This is a genomic window from Pelomonas cellulosilytica, assembly GCF_021353265.1.
In the GTDB taxonomy this organism is placed as follows: domain Bacteria; phylum Pseudomonadota; class Gammaproteobacteria; order Burkholderiales; family Burkholderiaceae_C; genus Pelomonas; species Pelomonas cellulosilytica.
Genome location: NZ_JAJTWU010000014.1, coordinates 38,110 through 55,992, shown reverse-complemented (window position 1 = coordinate 55,992; position 17,883 = coordinate 38,110). Strand labels below are relative to the sequence as shown.

Here is a 17,883-nt window from a genome sequence, read left to right as displayed (position 1 = left end):
CAGTTCATCACGGGGGCGCGGCTGCAAGGCTCCAAGCAGGTCAGATGAGCACGCGGACTCCCTCGTCCTGCGCTTGATGTCAGCATGGCTGCATGGCCGCGGCTGTCGTCCCCGTGACCTCGAACGCATGTGCGCTGTTGGCCAACTGCCCGCCACCCGCAGGCCATGCACGGCACTTTGTCGCGCTACACGCACCTGCCGGCGATGTCGCACGTCCACCTCGTCGCCAGGGGTGTGAGCGGGGTGAATCGTGCGCCGGAAGAGCCACCCACTGGAGGCCCACGTGCCAGCCAGGGGCTTCGCTTCGACATCGCTCGCGTTCAGAGAATCCGTCGCTACGAGGCGCGCTCCCATATCGCCAATGCGCCGCGCTTCGTGATCGTCAAGGTGAACTGACGCTGCGTCAGCGTGTCGATCTTCGACCTGCGCCTGAAACCGCGCTGCAGCCGAGTGAGTACAACGGGCTCACCCTTCAATTGGGTCTCACATACGACGCATCGATAATTCCGACTGCAGCGGCAGCGCTTCATACTGCCGCCCTTCGCAACCACCACGAGCCCAGATGACGTCGACTGAAGCCCGCGAGGAACGTACCTCGAGCGTGGCACTGAAGATCCTGGCCGGCACTTGTGTGCTGGGCCTGCTGTACGTGGGGCGGGGGGTGTTGGTGCCGATCACGCTGGCGGCCATGCTGGGCTTCATGATGGCACCGCTCGTAAAGAAGCTCCGCGGGCTGGGGCTGGCCCAGGCGCCAGCGGCAATACTGACGCTCGCCGTCGCCGCCCTGGCGACGGCGAGCGTGGCAACGGCCATCCTGTTGCAGCTGGGCACCATAGCCGACAGCATGCCGCGCTACGAGGCTCATGTACGGGCAAAGATCGCCACCATGCGTGAGGCCACGCTGGGCAGGCTGGCCGAGGCGCAAGGGCACGCCGACCGCCTGATCGGCGACCTGGCCCCGCCGAGCGAGCCAGCCCACAGCAGTGAAGCGGGGAACGCCGGCGCGCCCTTGGCCCTGCTTATGCGTTTCGTCTCGTCGCTCTGGGCGCCTCTGGGCACCGCCGGCGTGGTGCTGCTGGTCCTGATCTTCGTGCTGCTGGAGCAGGACTCTCTGCGCGATCGGCTGATCCGCCTGACGGGCGGCCAGGACGTCCGGGCAGCCACGAATGCGTTCAACGACGCCGGGCAGCGGCTGTCACGCTTTTTCGCCTCGCAGTTCTCCGTGAACCTGGGCGTGGCCGTCGTGATCGGGCTGCTGCTGGCTGCGGTGGGCGTGCCTCAGGCGGCCGTCTGGGCCACGCTGGCCGGGCTGCTGCGCTTCATTCCCTATGTCGGCTTTCCGGTAGCGGCGGTGTGCGCCAGCACCTTCGCCGCGGCGGTCGTGCCCGGTTGGGAGTTGATGGGCGCCACGCTGGTGGTGTTCCTGGTGGTCGAACTGGTCGTGGCGCATGTCGTTGAACCCAAGCTTTACGGCCACGCGACCGGACTCTCGCCGTTCTCGGTGGTGGTGGCGGCCATCTTCTGGGGGGCGCTCTGGGGCCCCGTGGGGCTGCTGCTGTCGACCCCGCTGATGCTGTGCCTGGTGGTCGCCGGCCGCCATGTACCGGCGCTGGCCTTCCTGGACATCCTGTTCGGTGACACGCCCGCGCTGACGATGTCGCAGCGCTTCTACCAGCGCTGCATCAGCGGCGATTCGGTGGAGATCGTGGCCGATGCCCGCGCCTTCCTGAAGCGCAAATCGCTGGCTGCCTACTGCGACAAGATCGTCATTCCCGCATTCGAGATGGCAACGGCAGACCAGGCGCAGGGGCTGATCAGCGACGAGCAGCGTCGCCGGTGCGAGCAGGTCGTGGCGCGCATCTTCAGCGAGTTGGCGCACGAGCCGCGCCGCACACGCGCCGCGCGCGGAGCCTTGCTCGACGCGACGAGCCTCGGCATCGCGTTGCGCCAGGGCCGGGTGCAGCGGGAGGGACGCTGGCAGGGGCGGCTGGACGTGCCGGCGGGCTCGGTGTCACTGTGCATCAGCATGGCTGACGAACAGTCCCAGTTGATCGCCGAACTGCTGGTGCGGGTCCTGCGCGCCGAGGGCTTGGACGCTCGACACGTCACGATCGCCGAACTGGCCGACCCACCCGCGGAAGCCAGAGCCGACATCGTGGGCACCGCCTTTGTCGTCGGCACTGCCGCGCACCACCTGGTCAGCCAGGACAGCCAACTGCTCAACGAGACGCTCGTGGCGCTTTCGCAGTCCAACATCGTTCTGGTGATGCCGGCTCTGCAGCGCCAGGAACAGATCGACCCGATCACCACAAGCTTGGTGCATAGCACCGCCTACTCCTTCGAAGAGGCTCTCGCGCTGCTAGAGCCCCGACGTACAGCATCTGATCGAGCTCGCGCACTCGGGCCATCAGGATCCTGACCTGGACGGCTGTGAACTTGCCGATCCTGGCAGCACCGTTCACAACTTCTGCCGGCAGCCACATAGGTTGCAGAAGGAAGGCGGCACCGGCTAACAAGGCGCTCGGGACAATGCAGGCAAGGAAGAACATCGCCTGCGGCCTCCACCCAGGTGAGCTTCCGAAGGATGGGGTCGCGACGGCGCCTGTGGAACCGGGCTCTGCAGGTGCGCTGATGCCGCGCTCTGAGGCCACGCTGATTGAGGTCCTCCTTCCGGGTTGATCTGGCATGAGGCCTGCGGCGCGCATGTTGCCGGTGCCCGTTCAGCCAAAACGACGACAGGCCAGTTTCCGGCAATCAATCTCTCCTAAGGTGCGCTCCTTTTAGGAACTCTGGGATTGACCTTGCCTGTACTGCACGTGTGTCGGCCGATCGAGGCACTGAGCGTCTTGTCGATGCATCGTCGGCCCGTGATACGCGCTGCGGCGCGCTGCCGCCGATGAACGCGCCGACCGTGCATGGCCGTGCCGACGCGGCGGTCAACGGCCGCGTGCCGCGCCGTGACTTCAGGCTGGACTGGCTGCTGCTGCGGCGCATCTACCACATTGCGCGGCCTTATTGGGTCCGCCATGGCGCGTGGCGATCCTGGCTGGTGCTGATCTTCAGCTGTGGGCTGATCGTGGCCGGTGTCGCGCTGGGCGGCTGGGTCACCTACCTGTCCCGCGACATGACGAACGCGCTGGTGGGCAAGCAGGAGAACCCGTTCTGGACGGTGTTCGCACTGCTGGCCGCCGTGACTTTCGGGCGCGACCTGCTGAACATTCCGACCAACTACCTGGCCTCGCGGCTGAACGTGCACTGGCGCAACTGGCTGACGGACTACATCACCGAACGCTACCTGCAGTTCCGCGCCTACTACGTGATCGGGGGAGACCCCGCGCTGGACAACCCGGACCAGCGCATCCAGGAAGAGGTGCCTGCCTTCGTCATGACGTTGATCGGCATTCCCGGGAACATCATCGGCTCCATCGGCGCGTTGAGCGTCCAGTCTGGCGTGCTGATGAGCCTGTCCATGCCGCTGTTTTGGGCCACCATCGGCTTCTCGGTGGTGCAGTTCCTCGTGACGATTTGGCTGCAGCGCCCCATCGTCAAGCAGAGCTACGACATCACGCTGGCCGAGGCGGACCTGCGCTACGGCCTGCTGCACGTTCGCAACAACGCCGAGGTGGTGGCCTTCTATCGTGGCGAGGGCGCCGAGCTCGGCAACCTGCGCCAACGCATGCGCATCGTCGTCGAGAAGCTGCTGATCAACGTGCGCTACAACAACGTGGTCGCCGGGGGGCAGGCGGTGCTCAGTGCCGTGTGGATGGTGCTGCCGCTGCTGCTGCTGGTGCCGATGTACTTCGCCGGCCAGCTGGACTACGGCGCGATCACGCAGGCGCAGATGGCGGCGGTGCAGATACAGGGCGCGTTCTCGGCGATCACGGTGTTCATTCCGGTGCTGGCGTCGCTGGCGCCGCATGCGGTGCGTCTGGCTCAGCTTGACGAACGCTGCGAGCAGCTGGGCCACCAGCAGGAGGACGGTATCCGCCGCCAGGCAGGCGACCGCATCGAGCTCGACGACGTGTCGGTGCACACGCCCGGTGGCGAGCTGTCGCTGGTGAAGGGCTTGTCGCTGACTCTGGAGCCCGGTGCCCGCCTGCTCATCATGGGCCAGACGGGCGTGGGCAAGAGTTCGCTGCTGCGCACGATGGCCGGCCTGTGGAGTGCCGGTAGCGGCCGCATCACGATGCCATCGCCGGAGCGGGCGTTGTTCCTGCCGCAGGCACCCTACATGACGTTGTCCGACCTGCGCTCGCAGATCATGTACCCGGCAGGCCGGGCGACGCTGGACGACGCCGAGTTGCAAGCGCTGCTCGAACGCGTGCAGCTGGGCGACCTCGCCGAGCGCCACGGCGGCTTCGACACGGTGCAGGACTGGGGAAGGCTGCTGTCGCTGGGCGAGCAGCAGCGCATCGCCTTCGCGCGGGTGCTGTACTGCAAGCCGGAGTTCGTGTTCCTGGACGAGGCGACCAGCGCCGTGGACGCTGCCACCGAAGACCTGCTCTACGCGCTACTGCGCCGCTCTGGCGCGACGGTCGTCAGCGTCGGACACCGCGCGCGGCTCATCGACTCGCACCAGCAGGTGCTGAGGCTGCTCAGCGGCGGCGCTTGGCGGCTGGAGACGGCTCAGCAGGCGCTGGCCGTCGAAACCCAGACCGCGTCGCCGGCCGTGGCGCCGCCGCCCGCCGTACTGGCGTCGGCCTGACCGTCATCCCCAGGTTCTTCATGTCGACCTTTCAGTTCATCGAGCAGCTCGCGCTGCCGCACATCGACGCCAGCGTCAGTCTCTTCCGCCACGCCGCGTCGGGGGCGGAGCACGTCCACCTGGCCACGCAGGAACCGGAACTGGCCTTCCTGGTGGGATTTCCCACGGTGCCCATGGCCAGCGACGGGCGTGCCCACATCCTGGAGCACCTGGTGCTGTGCGGTTCGCAGCGCTTCCCGGTACGGGACCCGTTCTTCATGATGATGCGGCGCTCGGTCGCGACGTTCATGAACGCGATGACCTACCCGGATCGCACGGTCTACCCGTTCTCGACCACCGACCCGGCCGACTTCCGCAACCTGCTCGAGGTCTACCTCGACGCCACCTTCTTCCCGACGCTGGACCGGCTCAGCTTCCTGCAGGAAGGCTGGCGTATCGAGCTGGAGCGTCCGGACGGCGGCGCAGCGTCCTACCAGGGCGTGGTGCTGAACGAGATGAAGGGGGTGTCGTCGAACCCGGCCGATGTCGCGCGCAGCGGGATCATGGCGGCACTGCTTGACGGCACGACCTACGCCTACAACTCCGGCGGCGACCCGCTGCAGATCCCGTCGCTGGACCACGACGCGCTGCGCGAGTTCCACCGCAGGCACTACCACCCGTCGCAGGCACTCTTCATGACGGCGGGGCCTCTGGACCCGAACGACGTGCAGCGGACGCTGGAGCAGCGCGTGCTGTCCCGACTGCCCGCCGCGCCAAGGCCGCGCCTGCAGCCGCAGTTGGCGGACGCCTGGACGGCGCCGCGCCACATCGTCGTGCCCGTGCCGGCGCAGGGGGAGGGTGCTGCCGCGCATGGCCTGCAGCTGGCCTGGCGGCTGCATGACAGCGCCGACGTGGACCGTACGCTGCAGCTGCGGCTGCTGGTCAGCCTGCTGATCGGCCATGCCGGCGCGCCGGTGCGCCAGGCCGTGGAGACGGCGGGCTTCGGCCATGCAGGCAGCCTGCTGGGGCTGGACGATTCGCCGCGTCAGATCGTGCTCCACCTGGGCATGGGCGGCCTGCGCGAGGCCCAGGTGCCCGCGGCGCGCGAAGTGTTCATGAACGTGCTGTCGCAGCTGGCCGAGACGGGTCTCCCGCAGGCCGCGGTGGAAGCCGGCCTGCGCGAACTGCAGTTCGGCGTGCGGCAGGACGTCAACGGCCTGAACCGACTGATCGACGCATCGCAGGCGCTGTTGCGCCAGCAGTCGCTGGCGGGCGTGTTCGGCATGACCGAAGCACTGGCGCGCCTGGAGGCGGTGGCGTTGCAGCCGGGTTTCGTGCAGCGGGCCATGCGCGAGTTGCTGGCGTGCCCGGCACACCTGAGCGCGCACCTGTCGCCCAGCACGTCCTATTTCAGCGAGCGCGAACGGGCCGAGCAGCTGGCGCTGTCGCGGCGCGTGGACGGCCTGGACGTGGCGGCGCGCGAGCAGATCCTGCGCGACAACGCAGCGCTGGCGGCGCAACAGGGCCGACCCGACGATGCCGATTGCCTGCCGCGCCTGCGCGTGGCCGACCTGGCGAGTGAGCCGCGTGCGCTGCCATCGTGGACGCCGGGCCCAGCCATCGCGCACGGCATGGCGGCCCAGGGCCTCAGCCATCTGCAGCTGTGCGTGGACCTCAGCGCGGTGCCGGCGGCGGACTGGCCATGGATGCATCTGTATGCGCATTTGCTGGCCGGCCTCGGCGCCGGCGGGCGCCGCTGGGAGGATGCGCTCCGGTGGCGCCACGAGCAGGTGCCGACCTTCGAGGTGTCGCTGGTCGCGCCGGCGCCGTTGCGCGGGCCGCAGCGGCTCACGCTGGCGCTGTCCTGCAGCATGCTGCGGGAGCGCCAGCAGGCGGCCGTGGACGTGCTGGAGGCCTGGTTGATCCGGCCCGCGCTGGACGATGACGCGCGCGTGGCCCAGCTGCTGCGCAGCGGCATCCAGGCGCGCATCACCTCGCTGCCGTTTGGCGCCGGTGCATTCGCGCAGCTGGAGCTCACCGAGGCCTTGTCGCCCACGGGGGCGTTCCGGCACGCAGTGGAGGGCCTGCCTTCCCTGGACTTCCTGGAAGAGCTGCGACAGCTGCTGTCGCACGACGACGGGGCCGGCCAGGTCTGCGCGCAACTGCGCCGGATGCATCAGCGGGTGCTGGAGGGCGCCCGCCAGGCCATCAGCGGGGCGGATGCGGCCGACAGCGCCGCGCTGCTGCAGGAGGCGGCGCAGCGGCTCGGGCCGTTCCGCGACGGCGATGCGGCCCTGGCCCCGCGGCGCCATCAGCCCCAGCAACTGCACAGAGCCTTCCATTCCGGCACGGGCATCAATGCCTGCACGATGGGCTGGGCCGTGCCGACGCTGGATCATGCCGATGCGCCAGCGCTGGCGGTGGCCGCCGAATTGCTGGTGCAGCAACAGCTGCACACCCGGGTGCGCGAACGTGGTGGCGCCTATGGTGCCGGCGCCGGCTACACGCCGGTGCCAGGCCTGTTCTTCATGAAGTCCGACAGCGACCCCCGGCTGGCCGAGACCTTCCGCGACTTCGAGGAAAGCCTCCACGAGGTATCGCACAGCGCCGCCAGTGGCGACGCGCTGGAGCAGGCCGTCATCAGTGCCATCAAGCGGCTGGACCCGCCCGCCTCGCCGGTGGCCGACATGTTCCACCGCTGGTACCTGCTCCGTGGTGGCATTCGCGATGAGGACCGGGCCGCCTACCGGCGCGGCATCCTGGCCTGCACGCCGCAGCAGGTGCAGCGGGCGGTGGCGACGTGGCTGCCGGTCGACGGCGCCAGCCGTGTGGCGGTCGCCGGACACCTTGGGCAGGACCTTGCCGGGCTGGACGTGACCGACCTGACCGAGATCGCCCGCGAGCTGGCGGCACGAGCCGGCTGAGATTGCGCAGCCCGCCGGTGCGCATGCCCGGCGGCGGTGCGGCGCGCGCCAGATTCGGGCAACCCAGGTCCTTTAACCTGCCGACGTCATCCCGAGGTATCGTCGTGCGCCCTGTCTTCCATCTCGTGCTTCCGCTGCTGTGCGCCCTGGGGGGCGCTATCGTCCAGGCCGCAGAGCCTTCAACGCCCGACGCATCGCGTCCCGCGGTCGAGGCCGCCCCACGTTCCACGCCCATGCGCCTTGACCGCGCTGGCCGCCCGGTGATCGGCGTGCAGTTCAACGGTCAGGGGCCGTTCGACATGGTGCTGGACACCGCCGCGCAATCCAGCGTCATCACGGCCGCCCTCGCCCAGGAGCTGCGGCTGCAGCCGCTGCCGGGCGAGTCGATCAGCGTGCAGGGCGTGTCCGGCAGCGCTCAGGTCGCGCTCTATCCCGTCGACGAACTCAAGACGGATCTCTTCCAGGCGCAGTTCGTCGCCTTGCCCGGCCTTCCCAATGCCGGCTCGACGTCCGCGCGCGGCATCCTCGGCGTGGAGCATTTCGCTCAGGGCAAGCTGGGCTTCGACCATCGCGAGGGCCGGCTGACCTTCTCGGCTTCCTCGCCCGTGACTGCGGGCAGTGCGGCTATCCAGGGCAGGCTCGACGAGCTGGGCCTGCTGCACGTGCCGCTGTCCATCGACGGCGTCGCGGTTGATGCGCTGGTGGACACCGGCGCCAGCACCTCGGTGGCCAACTGGGCCGTCGTCGCTGCGCTGGGCTGGCGGCGCGACGACCCGCGGCTGAAGGCTGCCGGCGGCATCCGCGGTGCCACGCAAGCCGTGAGCAGCGTGATGTCGACCCATGTCGACAGGTTCAAGATCGGGCCGGCGACCCTGTCCAATGTCCCGATCCTCGTCACGGCCCCCGCTGGCGCGCGCGAGGAGAAGCCGCACCTCATCCTGGGCATCGACCTGCTGGCCGTGCTGGGCACCTATGCGGTCGATTTCCCGCGTGCCGAACTGCAGATCGGCGTGCCTCGCTAGCCGATGCGCCTGCGGCAGTACTGCCGCCTGGGGAATGCCTGCGTGTTCCAGCGCCTACAAGTCGTAACGCAGGCAAGCTTGAGGCAACCTACTCGACATACCTTTGACATGCAGCACGAGGTGTGCTGCCGTGAAGGCTGCGGGACGCAGCCGCGCGAAACCTAGTCAGGGACAGTCTGTCGTCGGGGAATGGGCGCGGGCTGATGCCGGGAGAGCGAAGTTGCGGAACCGATCCTTCAGTTTGTCTACGCTTGCCGTCTTGGTGTGCAGCGCGTGGGCGTCCAACGTGGTGGCCCAGGCCGAGGCTGGCAAGCCGGCGACGCCGGCGCCGGTGAAGAAGCCGGACGAAACCGGCAAGGATGAGCCGGTCAAGCTGAACACCATCGAGGTGACGGGCAGCCGGCTGCGCAATGGCGACGTGACGTCCAACGTGACGGTGATCACCGCCGAGGAGATCCAGGCGCGGGGCGTTTCCAGTGTGGAGGAGTTGCTGCGCACGCTGCCGCAGAACCTCGCCACCATCGGCGACATCACCAACGAGCGCGGGCGCAGCCCCCTGTCGCAACGCAATGCGCCGGTCGGCGCGCTCGGCCAGCTGGGCGTCTCCGCGGCGAACCTCGGTGGCATGGGCGCAGGCAACACGCTGATCCTTGTCAACGGTCGCCGCATGGCCGGCGCCGCCGGCATCGAGGACGGCTTCGTCAACCTCAACGGCATCCCGCTGAGCGCCATCGAGCGCGTGGAGATCACGCAGGGCGGCTCCTCGGCCGTGTATGGCTCGGATGCGATGGCCGGCGTCATCAACTTCATCTTGAAGAAGGATTTCCGCGGCACCACGGTGACCGCCAAGTACGTGAACTCCAACAACGGTGCCGATGAGCGCCGTGCCAGCGTGGCGTCGGGCTATGCCTGGGGATCAGGCAGCGTTTCCGGCACGCTAGACTTCAGCAAGCGCATGCCTGTCATCAATGCCAAGACGGGTTATGTCACGCAGAACTATTCCGGCTACTACAACGGCGACACCAACTACGACCGCCGCTCGCTGAGCTACGGCCTGCAGCCCGGCGTCATCAGCACGCCCGAGTACAACTTCGACCCCGACACGGGCATCTCGACCACGATCGTCAAGGGCCTGACGGTGCCCAAGGGCTTCAAGGGTCGGCCGACGGTGTCGGACTTCATCACCGTGGGCGCCGATGCAATGCGCGACTACGTGCCCCGCACCGACGGTGCCGAGGTCAAGTCGGCCAGCATGTCCTTGAACCTCGAACAGGAGCTCGGACACGGCCTGCGCCTGTTCGCGAACGGTCTGCTGACCCGCGCGACGAACACGCTCGAGCGCAACTATGAAGCCGGGCTCACCGTGACGTTGGCCCCCGGGCAGTACTACAACCCGTTCGCCGCCAACGCATTCAACGACTTCAGCCCCGGCACACCGGTGTCCTACAACCCGGCTGCCGAGGTGGCCGCCGGCCAGCTGCCGGTCGGCACGCTGAGCAACGTCAACCGCTCCTGGGTGGCCACTGCAGGCCTGGCCTGGGACGTCAACTCGGAGACGCATGCCGAGCTGATCTACACGACGTCGCGCACGACGTCGTCCGGTCGCTCCGCCAACCTGGGCTCGCTGGTGGATCTGATCGATGACCCGACGTCGCCCAATGGCGTGTCCTGCTTCAACCTCCAGCTGTCCAACCCGCTGGCGAACCTGAACGGCGTCGACCCCGCGGCGTATCGCGCCGCGTTCGACCGGCAGTGCCGGGCGCTCACGAGCAGCGATCCCAACGTTGCGTTCAATCCCTTCAAGTCCACGGCGGACGGCGGCGGCTCCAGCGTCGCGGCGTTCCTCTATGACAACGACGTGGAGGATCGCGGTTCGCGCCTGGAGAACGTCGAGCTGCGCGTCACGGGGCGCCTGGCCACGCTGCCCGGCGGCAAGGTCTACTACGCCGCCGGCACCGAATACAACGACGATGGCGTGAACAGTCGCGAGGTGAAGGCCTTCACCGGTACCTCGCCGAACCGGCGCCGTCATGCCTACTTCGGCGAAGTCACGGTGCCGGTGTTCGGCAGTGGGTTCCGGCGGCCCTTCATGCATGCGCTGGCGCTCAATGTCGCCGCGCGGCGCGACATATACACCACCAGCGGCGCCATCGGCACCGTCAACAACGTGCCGCCCGACCAGGGAGGAGAGCTGATCTTCGGCAAGGGCACGTTTGCGCGCACGACGCCGGCGCTCGGCGTGATGTGGCAGCCCACCGACACGCTGACGGTGCGCGCCAAGCAGACCCAGGGCTTCAAGGCGCCACCCTACACGCAGCTGTTCCGCCAGCAGGGGACGGTGGTCGGTGAGACCATCATCTTCAATGACCCGGGCTACAAGTGCACGACGGACTGCTGGCTCGGACGCGACGCCTACAAGGTGCCGTCGAAGATCGCCCCCAACCCCGACCTGCGCCCGGAGACGTCCAAGCAGCAATCGCTGGGCATCAACTGGTCGCCCGAGGATGCGCTGCAGGGTCTCAACCTCTCCGCCACCTGGTCGCGCACCAAGATCAAGAACCAGTTCGCCCGGCCCGGCGACCTCAACCGGCTGCTGCCCCAGAAGCAGGTGCTGCTGCTGTCGCAGTTCTACCCGCGCGACGCCAACGGCAAGATCACCGAGGCGCGCAACATGACGTTCAACATCGTGGGCTCGGTCTACGAGTCGATCACCTACGAGGCCAGCTACCTGCTGCAGCTGGGGAATGGGACGCTTGAGCCGCACATCACGGTAGTGGACAACCTTAAGTCCGAGACGCAGGGCCTGCTCAACGGGGGGGCGGTGTCCAATCTCGGCAAGCTGCAGGGGCCGGACCGCTACAAGGTCGTCTCCTCGCTGGGCTGGTACCACCACGACTACAGCCTGATGCTGTGGGCCTACTACACGCCGAGCTATCTGAACGACTACGAGAGCCTGACTGCGGCGGGCGTCGTGACCAACCCGGAGTACGCCAAGCACGTCGACCACTACCTGACGCTGGACCTGAGCGGCGTCTGGAACGTCGACAAGCATGCGCGCGTGGCCGTCGCGGTGCGCAACCTGCTGGACGCCAAGCCGCCCTTCGTCGTGGTGGGTGCGCTGCCCTATGACACCGCGCGCTACAACGTCGCCGGGCGGACCGTGTCGGTGGAGCTGAGCTATTCTTTCTGAGCTCGACAGCGCCATTTGCGGCACCGCTCCGCACCGAGCCCCGTCGGGCTTGCACCGACTGGGACCTGACTGATGCGACTCCTGCTGGTCGAAGACAACGTCGACGTCGCCGAAACGCTGGTGGGCTACCTCCAGCGCCAGGGCTTCGTCGTGGACGTGGCCGCCACGCTGGCCATCGCGCGTCATGCCATGCGCGATGGCAGCTTCGATCTCATCTTGCTCGACCGCATGCTGCCCGACGGCGACGGCGTGTCGCTGATGGGCTTCGCGGAACAGATCGGCAGGCCGCAGCGCTTCATCGTGCTGACCGCGATGGCCGGCATCGACGACCGCATCGCGGGCCTGGAGGGCGGGGCGACCGACTACGTCGTCAAGCCCTTCGAGCCGCGCGAGCTGCTGGCCCGGATCCGCACGGCGCTGAGGCATCCGCTGGATGCGCCGGCGCAGGTCCGCGTGTTCGGTCCGCTGCGGCACGATGTCGACCATGGCCAGTTTTTCATCGACGACCAGCCGCTGGTGCTGCGCCGCGGCGAGGCTCTGGTGCTGGAGGCGCTGATGGCGCGGCCCGGCATGCTGGTGCAGCGCGAGGCGCTGGAGCTGCGGGTCTACGGCTACGACAAGTCGGTCAACACCAACTCGCTGGAGTCGCAGATCTCGCGGCTGCGGGGCCACCTGGCGCGGTTGACCGACCAGGTGCGCATCCAGTCCATCCGCGGCCTGGGCTACCGCCTGTCGGATCGCTGACGCCACGCGCCATCCCCGGCGCCGGCGTCTTTCCGTGGTGGGAGGCCAGCTTGCGGCAATCCAGGCATGCCATCCTGCGAAGCCTGCCTTCCCGCCCGTAACCGTTTGAGTGTTTCTTCTATGAATGTCAACGAGGTGGACGCCGTGCGTCACAGTGCCGTCGAGTTCCGCCAAGGCTATGCGCGCATCCGCGACGAGATCGCGCGCATGGTGGTGGGCCAGGCCGACGTCATCGACGGCGTGCTCACCGCCCTGATGGCCGGTGGCCATGTGCTGCTCGAGGGGGTGCCCGGCCTGGGCAAGACGATGCTGGTGAGCTCAATCAGCAAGGTGCTGAGCCTGAGCTTTGCGCGCATCCAGTTCACGCCCGACATGATGCCGGCCGACATCGTTGGCACCACCGTGCTGACCGAAACCGAAGGTGGCCGGCACGAGCTGGTGTTCCGGCAGGGGCCGGTGGTGGCCAACCTCGTGCTGGCCGACGAGATCAACCGTGCCACGCCCAAGACCCAATCGGCGCTGCTGGAGGTCATGCAGGAGCGCCAGGTCACCGTGGGCGGCCGCACGCTGGTCATGCCCCGGCCGTTCTGCGTGATGGCCACGCAGAACCCGGTGGACCAGGAGGGTACCTACCCGCTGCCCGAGGCGCAGCTGGACCGCTTCCTGTTCAAGCTGGTGGTGGGCTACCCCCGCGAGCAGGACTATCACGACATCATCGACCGCACCACCAGCGGCCATGAGATCCGGCTGCAGTCCGTCTCGGATGCGAAGGCGCTGTGCGATATGCAGGCGCTGGTGCGACTGGTGCCCGTCACGGACGCGGCCAAGACCTACGCCATCCGCCTTGTCATGGCGACGCAGCCCGGTAGCCCTTACGCACCGGATCTGGTGCAGCGCCACGTGATGCTGGGCGCCTCGCCGCGCGGTGTGCAGGGGCTCATGATGGCCGGCAAGGTCAAGGCGCTGCTGGACGGCCGCTACATGGTCAGCAGCGACGACGTGGCCGCGGTGGCCGCCGATGTGCTGCGCCACCGTGTGGTGCCCAATTTCGGCGCTCGTGCCAGCGGTGTGGACGCCGAGCAGCTCGTCGCCGCGGCGATGGCCGCCGTCAAGCTGCCGCACGCATCGGCTTGAGCGCCTGGCTGCACGCGAACAAGGCCCTGTGCCGCGCATGACGACCCCGCACGACCCGACCCTGCTGGAGCCGCTGGCCCAACTGGAGCAGCGCGGCCGGCGCCATCTGCGCGCCCTGGGACGGTGTCAGGCGGCCGACCGGGCGCTGGCCTGGGCGCTGCCGGGCGCAGTGGTCGTGCCGGTCGCCGCGCTGCTGGCCCGGGTCGGGTTCGCGCTGCCGTGGCCCGCCGTGGCGCTGGCGACCGCGCTGACGCCTGCCGCCGTGGCGGCGCTGGCCTACGCGTTCACGCGCGCCCGGCAGAAGGTGACGCGCCGGGACGCGCTTGCCGTCGTCGAGCAGCAGTTGGGGCTCAAGGACCGCCTGACCGCCAGCGCCGCACTGCTCGCCGCCCCCCGCCGCGACGGTTTCGGCGAGGCGGCCTTGCTGGAGGCTCGACCGTGGATCGAGCAGGCCCTGACGCGGCCGCTTGCCGAGGCGCCGCGGCCCCGGCTGCAGGCCTGGTCGCGACGCTGGCCGCTGCTGCCGGCCGCGGTCGCGTTGACCGTGCTGGCCTGCTGGCTGCACCAGCGCGCCGATGGCGGCCGGTCGGAGGTGGAGCTCACCCCCGTGCAGGGGCCTGGCGCCTCCGCCGGGCTGCCCGCGTTGGGTGCCCAGGCTGGTACGGGCCGTGGCGACGCAGCGCCGCCGCCCGGCGGCCGCGGCGGCGACAGCACGGGCGCCCGGCCCGGCACGCCTCGCGCGGCCGGCGAGCCGGGGGCCGAGGCGGCCTCGCCACTCGTGTCGGGCAGCGGCGCCGGCACGGGCGCAGCGCCTCAGGCCGAGGGGGCTGCACCTCGCAACGCCGCACGGCCCAGCCCGTCGGCCGCCGTCACCGCGGCGGCAGCTACGGGGGCGGATGGCGCGACACCGCCCACCGGTGCTGGCCACCCCGGCGCCCGCGATGCCGGCCGTGTTCCGCCGGCGGCGGGCGCTCGGCCCAACGCCACGCCCCCGGCGGCGGGCGGCAACGATCCGGGCGACAGCGAGTCCGCTGCTGACGCCCGCTCCCAGGCAGCGCAGGAGGCGCCGTCGCAACGTGGCGCGCAGCCGCCGGCGAGCGACCGCCCGGCGCCGCCGTCGCGACAGAAGCCGTCCCAGGACGGCAGCCGCAGCCAGGGCGGCAACGACGGCCAGGGCAACGGCAAGGACGGTGGCGAGGGGCAGAACAACGGCCGGCGCCAGGGCCAGGAAGAAGGACCCAAGTCGGGGCGCGGGTTCGCGACGCTGCTGCTGGCCCGACCCATGCGTGACCAGGTGCAGGGGCAAACCAATCCGGGGCGCGTCACCAGCGTGCTCCAGCAGGGCCGGCCGCTCGGCGGCCCGGCGGCAGCGTCGCCGGCCCAGGGCCGGGGCGAGCTGTCGGACGGCGCCGCCGTGCTGCCCACGCGCGCGTCGACGGCCCAGGACCGCGCGTTGCTGCGTGACTATTTCGCCCGCCGCGGCGAGGAGCCTGGCAGCGCGCCCCGCGCCGCCGACAACGCTGTGAAGACATCCCGATGATGCGCTGGAAGACCGCCGCAGGCGCCGCTCCCGGTGCCGCGCAGGCCGCCCCCATGGACGGCGATGCGCTGTTCGACGCCGCGTTTGTCGCGGCGCTGGAGCCCTTTGTGCTGCGCATCGCCCAGGCCCAGCGCGGCGGGCGTCTGGCGGAGCAGCGCAGCACCGCGCGAGGGCAGGGCGTGGACTTCGCCGACTACAAGCCCTACGTGGAGGGCGACGACCTTCGCAGCGTCGACTGGAACACCTACCGCCGCCTGGGCAAGGCCTTCGTGCGCGTGTACGAGGAGCGCCAGGACCTGCCGGTCTACCTGCTGGTCGACCTGTCGCGCAGCATGTTCGCCGAGACGCCGCCGCGCATCCAGGCCGCGCTGCAGACGGCGCTGGGACTGGCGGCGATCGCGCTGCACCAGCAGGACAACGTCAGCCTGCTGCCGTTCTCCGACGGCCTGCAGGCGCCGGTGCGCGCGCTGTCCGGCGGGCAGGCGCTGAGCCGCGTCATGCAGACGCTGGCGGGTTATCGCGCCGCGGGGGGCTCGGGTCTGGCGCAGGCGCTGGCGCAGGCTGCGGCGATGCCGCTGCGGCGCGGGCTGATGGTCGTCATCTCCGACTTCTTCGACCCCGCCGGGGCGGATGCCGTCACCACAGCGCTGGCACAGGTGCCGCATGCGCTGCTGCTGGTGCAGATGGTGCGCGACCATGACACCGACCCGCGCCTGCACCCCGACCTGCAGGGCGACGTGCAGATCTCGGACGGCGAGTCCAGCGACCTGCTGCCGCTGACGCTGACGCCCGAGTTGGTCGAGCGCTACCAGTCCGTACGGCGTGCCTTCCAGCAGCAGCTGGCCACGGCCGCCGCGGCCGTGCGGGGGCAGCACGTGACGCTGGATGCCGCGCAGCCCGTGCTGGCGCAGCTGACGGCGCTGTTCAGCGATGGAGGACTGTGGCTGTGATGTTCTCCCTGCTTCCCGCCTGGCTGGCCTATGCCGGCGCCGTGGCCCTGGCCGCCGGCCTGTTCCTGCTGCAGCGGCTGCGCGTGCGGCCCCGCGTCGTCGTGCTGCCGTCGGCCATGCTGTGGCGCCTGGCCGCCATCGAGGCGCCGCCGCGCACGCTGTACCAGCGCTTTCGCGGCTGGCCGGCGTACCTGCTGAGTCTGCTGCTGGTGCTGCTGCTGTGGTCCGTGGTCGTGGGCCTGCAGCGCGCGCCCGAGGCGGCGCTGGGGCGGCATGTCTTCTACCTCGACAACTCCGTGCTGTTGACGCCGGACGGCCGGCTGGACCGTGCGCGGCAGGCGCTGCTGGACGATGTTGCCCGCGTGCCAGCGGCGCAGCGCGAGGTGGTGCTGGGCGATGCGCTGGGCACCCGGCTGCTGGCACCCGGTGAGCCGCTGGGACTGCTGCAGACGCGATTGCAGGCCGTCGCCGCGGAGATCCGTCCATCGACGTTCGCTGGCTGGGCACGGCAACGGCCGTCGCCGGGCGGCGAGCCGCTGACGTTGCACTATTACGGCGCCTGGCCCGCGGCCGAGGCGGCCCGGCCGCCCGCCGGTGCGCGCCTTGCCTGGGGCTATGTTGCGCCGGCCGTGCCGAACAACCGTGGCATCGTGTCGCTGGGCGCGTGGCCGGCCCGATCGGGCACCTGGGGGCGCGTCGACGTGCTGGTGGGCACCATGGCCCAGCAGGGCGCGGCGCCGGACCTCGGCCAGTTGAGTTTCTCGCTGGATGGCCGGCCCTTCAGCGCCGATGGTGCCCGTGCCGCCGGCCCGGCCGCCTGGGTGCTGCGCGACGTGGTGGCAGACGGCCGCACGCTGCGCGTGGCCTTGCGACAGGGCGATGCCTTCGCCGCCGACGACGCTGCGGCGCTGGTGCTGCCGCGGCTGCAGCGCGTCGCGGTGGCCGTGGGCCCCGGCGTGCCGACCGCGGTCGCCGACGTGATCCGCCATGATCCGTCGCTGCAACGCGTCGACGAGCCACAGGCCCAGGTCGTCGTGCGCGCAGGTGGCGAGGGCGCCAGCGCGGCGCCGGCGCTGCGCCTGGTGCCAGCGGCCAGCCAAGCCAGCGCCTTCGCCGTGAAGGTTCCCGGCCCGACCCAGCCCGACGCCGGCGCGACGCTGGTGGCGCTGGGGTTGTCCGGTCTGGAGGCCGGCCCGCTGGCCGACCGTCTGAACCGCAGCATCGGCATCGATCTGGAGACCGGCCCGCGCCGGGAAATCGCCGCCTGGCGCGAGTTGTTCGAGGAGGGCGCGGGATTCACTCGCGACGCGGCCATGCCGTTGTTTGTGTCGCGCAGCCTTCACTGGCTGGCCACACCGGCGCCATGGGCCAGTCATGTGCGCGCCGGTCATGCAATGCGCTGGAGTTCGCCCGACGAGACGTCCACGGCGTCGAACGAGCCGGCGGCGGTCGGCGCCTTCGTGCCCGGCGCGGGGGCGGCGGTGATCGACGGCCACACGGTGACGGCGTCGTTGCTGGACGAGGGCCAGAGCCGGGCGGCCGGGCTGGCCCCGCCCGCGCCCGTGCGGGCCGAGGCCGATGAAGCCCGCCCCAACGGCACTTGGGCCTGGGACGCCGCCGAGGTGGCGCTGGTGCTCGCGCTGTTGCTACTGCTCGTTGAATGGCAGGCCTACCGCCGCGGGCGCATGCCCTAAG

General features: G+C 69.9%; 11 protein-coding genes. All 11 read left to right on the top strand.

Annotated features, from left to right (window positions below; translation table 11 throughout):
• Nucleotides 1-165 precede the first annotated feature (165 nt).
• On the top strand, nucleotides 166-396 hold the full coding sequence (locus LXT13_RS26540; protein WP_233375346.1) for a hypothetical protein: 231 nt from the start codon (nucleotides 166-168) through the stop codon (nucleotides 394-396).
• A 166-nt stretch (nucleotides 397-562) separates the two neighbouring features.
• The gene (locus tag LXT13_RS26535) at nucleotides 563-2,419 is read left to right on the top strand and encodes an AI-2E family transporter (protein ID WP_233375344.1); all 1,857 of its coding nucleotides are present in this window, start codon (nucleotides 563-565) and stop codon (nucleotides 2,417-2,419) included.
• 477 nt (nucleotides 2,420-2,896) lie between these two features.
• Nucleotides 2,897-4,705, top strand: a complete 1,809-nt coding sequence (locus tag LXT13_RS26530) for an ABC transporter ATP-binding protein/permease (RefSeq protein WP_233375343.1) — start codon at nucleotides 2,897-2,899, stop codon at nucleotides 4,703-4,705.
• Between the two features lie 20 nt (nucleotides 4,706-4,725).
• Entirely contained in the window at nucleotides 4,726-7,608 is a 2,883-nt protein-coding gene (locus LXT13_RS26525; RefSeq protein ID WP_233375342.1) for an insulinase family protein, read from the top strand.
• Nucleotides 7,609-7,841: 233 nt separating this feature from the next.
• Nucleotides 7,842-8,630: a retroviral-like aspartic protease family protein gene (locus LXT13_RS26520; protein ID WP_233375341.1), complete on the top strand. Its 789-nt coding sequence runs from the start codon at nucleotides 7,842-7,844 to the stop codon at nucleotides 8,628-8,630.
• Between the two features lie 241 nt (nucleotides 8,631-8,871).
• Nucleotides 8,872-11,820 (top strand): TonB-dependent receptor domain-containing protein, encoded by a 2,949-nt coding sequence (locus tag LXT13_RS26515; protein WP_233375340.1) that lies wholly within the window; start codon nucleotides 8,872-8,874, stop codon nucleotides 11,818-11,820.
• A gap of 72 nt (nucleotides 11,821-11,892) precedes the next feature.
• Nucleotides 11,893-12,564, top strand: a complete 672-nt coding sequence (locus LXT13_RS26510; RefSeq protein WP_233375339.1) for a response regulator transcription factor — start codon at nucleotides 11,893-11,895, stop codon at nucleotides 12,562-12,564.
• 120 nt (nucleotides 12,565-12,684) lie between these two features.
• Complete coding sequence (locus tag LXT13_RS26505) at nucleotides 12,685-13,698, top strand: AAA family ATPase (protein WP_233375338.1); 1,014 nt, start codon at nucleotides 12,685-12,687, stop codon at nucleotides 13,696-13,698.
• A gap of 37 nt (nucleotides 13,699-13,735) precedes the next feature.
• Complete coding sequence (locus LXT13_RS26500; protein ID WP_233375337.1) at nucleotides 13,736-15,238, top strand: hypothetical protein; 1,503 nt, start codon at nucleotides 13,736-13,738, stop codon at nucleotides 15,236-15,238.
• Nucleotides 15,235-16,188, top strand: coding sequence for a DUF58 domain-containing protein (locus tag LXT13_RS26495; RefSeq protein WP_233375336.1), 954 nt, complete (start codon nucleotides 15,235-15,237; stop codon nucleotides 16,186-16,188). Before LXT13_RS26500 ends, LXT13_RS26495 begins: the two co-directional genes overlap by 4 nt.
• Nucleotides 16,188-17,882: a hypothetical protein gene (locus LXT13_RS26490; protein WP_233375334.1), complete on the top strand. Its 1,695-nt coding sequence runs from the start codon at nucleotides 16,188-16,190 to the stop codon at nucleotides 17,880-17,882. The genes LXT13_RS26495 and LXT13_RS26490 overlap by 1 nt, the downstream gene beginning before the upstream one ends.
• Nucleotide 17,883 lies beyond the last annotated feature (1 nt).

What these genes read in the sequence shown, in the direction of transcription:
- LXT13_RS26540 (WP_233375346.1), top strand. Translation starts at nt 166, where the DNA reads ATGCACGGCACTTTGTCGCGCTACACGCACCTGCCGGCGATGTCGCAC.
- LXT13_RS26535 (WP_233375344.1), top strand. Translation starts at nt 563, where the DNA reads ATGACGTCGACTGAAGCCCGCGAGGAACGTACCTCGAGCGTGGCACTG.
- LXT13_RS26530 (WP_233375343.1), top strand. Translation starts at nt 2,897, where the DNA reads ATGAACGCGCCGACCGTGCATGGCCGTGCCGACGCGGCGGTCAACGGC.
- LXT13_RS26525 (WP_233375342.1), top strand. Translation starts at nt 4,726, where the DNA reads ATGTCGACCTTTCAGTTCATCGAGCAGCTCGCGCTGCCGCACATCGAC.
- LXT13_RS26520 (WP_233375341.1), top strand. Translation starts at nt 7,842, where the DNA reads ATGCGCCTTGACCGCGCTGGCCGCCCGGTGATCGGCGTGCAGTTCAAC.
- LXT13_RS26510 (WP_233375339.1), top strand. Translation starts at nt 11,893, where the DNA reads ATGCGACTCCTGCTGGTCGAAGACAACGTCGACGTCGCCGAAACGCTG.
- LXT13_RS26505 (WP_233375338.1), top strand. Translation starts at nt 12,685, where the DNA reads ATGAATGTCAACGAGGTGGACGCCGTGCGTCACAGTGCCGTCGAGTTC.
- LXT13_RS26500 (WP_233375337.1), top strand. Translation starts at nt 13,736, where the DNA reads ATGACGACCCCGCACGACCCGACCCTGCTGGAGCCGCTGGCCCAACTG.
- LXT13_RS26495 (WP_233375336.1), top strand. Translation starts at nt 15,235, where the DNA reads ATGATGCGCTGGAAGACCGCCGCAGGCGCCGCTCCCGGTGCCGCGCAG.
- LXT13_RS26490 (WP_233375334.1), top strand. Translation starts at nt 16,188, where the DNA reads ATGTTCTCCCTGCTTCCCGCCTGGCTGGCCTATGCCGGCGCCGTGGCC.